5 protein-coding genes are annotated in these 4,382 nt (G+C 30.1%); all 5 read left to right on the forward strand.

Annotated elements, in window-relative coordinates:
• On the forward strand, positions 1 to 895 hold an 895-nt coding region (locus KA833_RS00005; protein ID WP_210128573.1), incomplete at its 5' end, for a plasmid recombination protein.
• Positions 896 to 1,081: 186 nt separating this feature from the next.
• Positions 1,082 to 1,261, forward strand: a complete 180-nt coding sequence (locus KA833_RS00010; RefSeq protein WP_000042035.1) for a hypothetical protein — start codon at positions 1,082 to 1,084, stop codon at positions 1,259 to 1,261.
• A 217-nt stretch (positions 1,262 to 1,478) separates the two neighbouring features.
• Positions 1,479 to 2,423, forward strand: coding sequence for a replication initiation factor domain-containing protein (locus KA833_RS00015; protein ID WP_101051446.1), 945 nt, complete (start codon positions 1,479 to 1,481; stop codon positions 2,421 to 2,423).
• A gap of 161 nt (positions 2,424 to 2,584) precedes the next feature.
• The gene (gene tet(K), locus KA833_RS00020) at positions 2,585 to 3,964 is read left to right on the forward strand and encodes a tetracycline efflux MFS transporter Tet(K) (protein WP_072362307.1); all 1,380 of its coding nucleotides are present in this window, start codon (positions 2,585 to 2,587) and stop codon (positions 3,962 to 3,964) included.
• A 186-nt stretch (positions 3,965 to 4,150) separates the two neighbouring features.
• A partial coding sequence (locus tag KA833_RS00025) for a plasmid recombination protein (RefSeq protein WP_210128574.1) occupies positions 4,151 to 4,382 on the forward strand: 232 nt, incomplete at its 3' end.

A 4,382-nucleotide genomic window follows, 5' to 3' on the forward strand; every position in this document is an offset into this window, starting at 1 on the left:
TAAAGATAATTTATTATATGCAACAGTTCACATGGACGAAAAAACACCACATATGCATTATGGCGTTGTTCCAATAACTGATGATGGTCGTTTAAGTGCTAAAGAAGTTGTAGGTAATAAAAAAGCTTTAACAGAGTTTCAAGATAGATTTAATGAGCATGTTAAACAACGAGGATATGATTTAGAACGTGGGCAATCAAGACAAGTAACAAATGCTAAACATGAGCAAATAAGTCAGTATAAACAAAAAACAGAATATCATAAGCAAGAATATGAACGTGAGAGCCAAAAAACAGACCATATAAAGCAAAAGAACGATAAATTAATGCAAGAGTACCAAAAATCGTTAAATACGCTTAAAAAGCCTATAAATGTTCCGTATGAGCAAGAAACTGAAAAAGTAGGTGGTTTATTTAGCAAAGAAATACAAGAAACTGGAAATGTTGTAATAAGCCAAAAAGATTTCAATGAATTTCAGAAACAGATAAAAGCTGCTCAAGATATTTCGGAAGATTACGAGTATATAAAGTCTGGTAGAGCCTTAGATGATAAAGATAAGGAAATACGAGAGAAAGATGATTTATTAAATAAAGCAGTTGAGCGTATTGAAAACGCAGACGATAATTTTAACCAACTTTACGAAAATGCAAAGCCACTTAAAGAGAATATAGAAATAGCGTTAAAGCTTTTAAAAATCTTACTAAAAGAGTTAGAACGAGTTTTAGGAAGAAATACCTTTGCGGAAAGAGTTAATAAGTTAACAGAAGATGAACCAAAACTAAATGGTTTAGCAGGAAACTTAGATAAAAAAATGAATCCAGAATTATATTCAGAACAGGAACAGCAACAAGAACAACAAAAGAATCAAAAACGAGATAGAGGTATGCACTTATAGAACATGCATTTATGCCGAGAAAACTTATTGGTTGGAATGGGCTATGTGTTAGCTAACTTGTTAGCGAGTTGGTTGGACTTGAATTGGGATTAATCCCAAGAAAGTACCAACTCAACAACACATAAAGCCCTGTAGGTTCCGACCAATAAGGAAATTGGAATAAAGCAATAAAAGGAGTTGAAGAAGATGAGTAAAAATTTAGATAAGGGATTGGTTATATCAACAGTTTTAAACGTTATTCTTTGCATGCTTTTAATATTAACTATGCGAGTAGAAAGTTTAACTGTATCAGTTATATTAGCAATAATCACTGGAGTAAATGCAGTATATTTAGTTGCTAAGGTTTTAAAACAGAAAAAGACCTGATCTGATTAGACCAAGTCTTTTGATAGTGTTATATTAATAAACAAATAAAAAGAAGTCGCTCACGCCCCGTCCAAAGTTTGTGAATGCGACTTACCCAAAGAAAAAACACTAAGTTGTTTTTTTATATTTTGTATATCTAGATATTAAACGATATAAGTTTATTCTTCAAGATATATATTCGGGTGAGCGACTTCTTAAATTAAGGAGTCGATTTTTTATGAGTAAAAATAATCATACAAATCATTCAAATCACTTAGAAAATCACGATTTAGACAATTTTTCTAAAACCGGCTACTCTAATAGCCGGTTGGACGCACATACTGTGTGCATATCTGATCCAAAATTAAGTTTTGATGCAATGACGATCGTTGGAAATCTCAACCGAGACAACGCTCAAGCCCTTTCTAAATTTATGAGTGTAGAGCCCCAAATAAGACTTTGGGATATTCTTCAAACAAAGTTTAAAGCTAAAGCACTTCAAGAAAAAGTTTATATTGAATATGACAAAGTGAAAGCAGATAGTTGGGATAGACGTAATATGCGTATTGAATTTAATCCAAACAAACTTACACGCGATGAAATGATTTGGTTAAAACAAAATATAATAAGCTACATGGAAGATGACGGTTTTACAAGATTAGATTTAGCCTTTGATTTTGAAGATGATTTGAGTGACTACTATGCAATGTCTGATAAAGCAGTTAAGAAAACTATTTTTTATGGTCGTAATGGTAAGCCAGAAACAAAATATTTTGGCGTGAGAGATAGTAATAGATTTATTAGAATTTATAATAAAAAGCAAGAACGTAAAGATAATGCAGATGCTGAAGTTATGTCTGAACATTTATGGCGTGTAGAAATCGAACTTAAAAGAGATATGGTGGATTACTGGAATGATTGCTTTAGTGATTTACATATCTTGCAACCAGATTGGAAAACTATCCAACGCACTGCGGATAGAGCAATAGTTTTTATGTTATTGTGTGATGAAGAAGAATGGGGAAAGCTTCACAGAAATTCTAGAACAAAATATAAGAATTTGATAAAAGAAATTTCGCCAGTCGATTTAACGGACTTAATGAAATCGACTTTAAAAGCGAACGAAAAACAATTGCAAAAACAAATCGATTTTTGGCAACATGAATTTAAATTTTGGAAATAGTGTACATATTAATATTACTGAACAAAAATGATATATTTAAACTATTCTAATTTAGGAGGATTTTTTTATGAAGTGTCTATTTAAAAATTTGGGGAATTTATATGAGGTGAAAGAATAATTTACCCCTATAAACTTTAGTCACCTCAAGTAAAGAGGTAAAATTGTTTAGTTTATATAAAAGATTTAAAGGTTTGTTTTATAGCGTTTTATTTTGGCTTTGTATTCTTTCATTTTTTAGTGTATTAAATGAAATGGTTTTAAATGTTTCTTTACCTGATATTGCAAATCATTTTAATACTACTCCTGGAATTACAAACTGGGTAAACACTGCATATATGTTAACTTTTTCGATAGGAACAGCAGTATATGGAAAATTATCTGATTATATAAATATAAAAAAATTGTTAATTATTGGTATTAGTTTGAGCTGTCTTGGTTCATTGATTGCTTTTATTGGTCACAATCACTTTTTTATTTTGATTTTTGGTAGGTTAGTACAAGGAGTAGGATCTGCTGCATTCCCTTCATTGATTATGGTGGTTGTAGCTAGAAATATTACAAGAAAAAAACAAGGCAAAGCCTTTGGTTTTATAGGATCAATTGTAGCTTTAGGTGAAGGGTTAGGTCCTTCAATAGGGGGAATAATAGCACATTATATTCATTGGTCTTACCTACTTATACTTCCTATGATTACAATAGTAACTATACCTTTTCTTATTAAAGTAATGGTACCTGGTAAATCAACAAAAAATACATTAGATATCGTAGGTATTGTTTTAATGTCTATAAGTATTATATGTTTTATGTTATTTACGACAAATTATAATTGGACTTTTTTAATACTCTTCACAATCTTTTTTGTGATTTTTATTAAACATATTTCAAGAGTTTCTAACCCTTTTATTAATCCTAAACTAGGGAAAAACATTCCGTTTATGCTTGGTTTGTTTTCTGGTGGGCTAATATTTTCTATAGTAGCTGGTTTTATATCAATGGTGCCTTATATGATGAAAACTATTTATCATGTAAATGTAGCGACAATAGGTAATAGTGTTATTTTTCCTGGAACCATGAGTGTTATTGTTTTTGGTTATTTTGGTGGTTTTTTAGTGGATAGAAAAGGATCATTATTTGTTTTTATTTTAGGATCATTGTCTATCTCTATAAGTTTTTTAACTATTGCATTTTTTGTTGAGTTTAGTATGTGGTTGACTACTTTTATGTTTATATTTGTTATGGGTGGATTATCTTTTACTAAAACAGTTATATCAAAAATAGTATCAAGTAGTCTTTCTGAAGAAGAAGTTGCTTCTGGAATGAGTTTGTTAAATTTCACAAGTTTTTTATCAGAGGGAACAGGTATAGCAATTGTAGGAGGTTTATTGTCACTACAATTGATTAATCGTAAACTAGTTCTGGAATTTATAAATTATTCTTCTGGAGTGTATAGTAATATTCTTGTAGCCATGGCTATCCTTATTATTTTATGTTGTCTTTTGACGATTATTGTATTTAAACGTTCTGAAAAGCAGTTTGAATAGTTATATTATATTTTGGTTTAGAACTATGAGTGGCTAGCATTTTGCCACTCATTTTTTACGTTAGCAAAAACAGGTTTAAGCCTCGCAGAGCACACGTATTAACGACTTATTGTAAAATAAGTCTAGTGTGTTAGACTTAAACCATTAAATACACATGAAACCTTTGTGCTTAGGAGTGATTTTTATATGTCTTATTCCATTGTTAGAGTTTCAAAAGTTAAATCTGGAACAAATACAACGGGCATACAAAAACATGTTCAAAGAGAAAATAATAATTATGAAAATGAAGATATAGACCATAGTAAAACTTACTTAAATTATGATTTGGTAAATGCTAATAAACAGAATTTTAATAACTTGATTGATGAAAAAATCGAACAGAATTATACAGGCAAAAGAAAAATTAGAACAGACGCGA

This window comes from Staphylococcus sp. GDY8P67P, assembly GCF_017892545.1.
Lineage (GTDB): Bacteria > Bacillota > Bacilli > Staphylococcales > Staphylococcaceae > Staphylococcus > Staphylococcus ureilyticus.

Excerpts from the sequence above, each read along its gene's own strand:
- KA833_RS00010 (WP_000042035.1), top strand. The coding sequence starts at position 1,082 with ATGAGTAAAAATTTAGATAAGGGATTGGTTATATCAACAGTTTTAAAC.
- KA833_RS00015 (WP_101051446.1), top strand. The coding sequence starts at position 1,479 with ATGAGTAAAAATAATCATACAAATCATTCAAATCACTTAGAAAATCAC.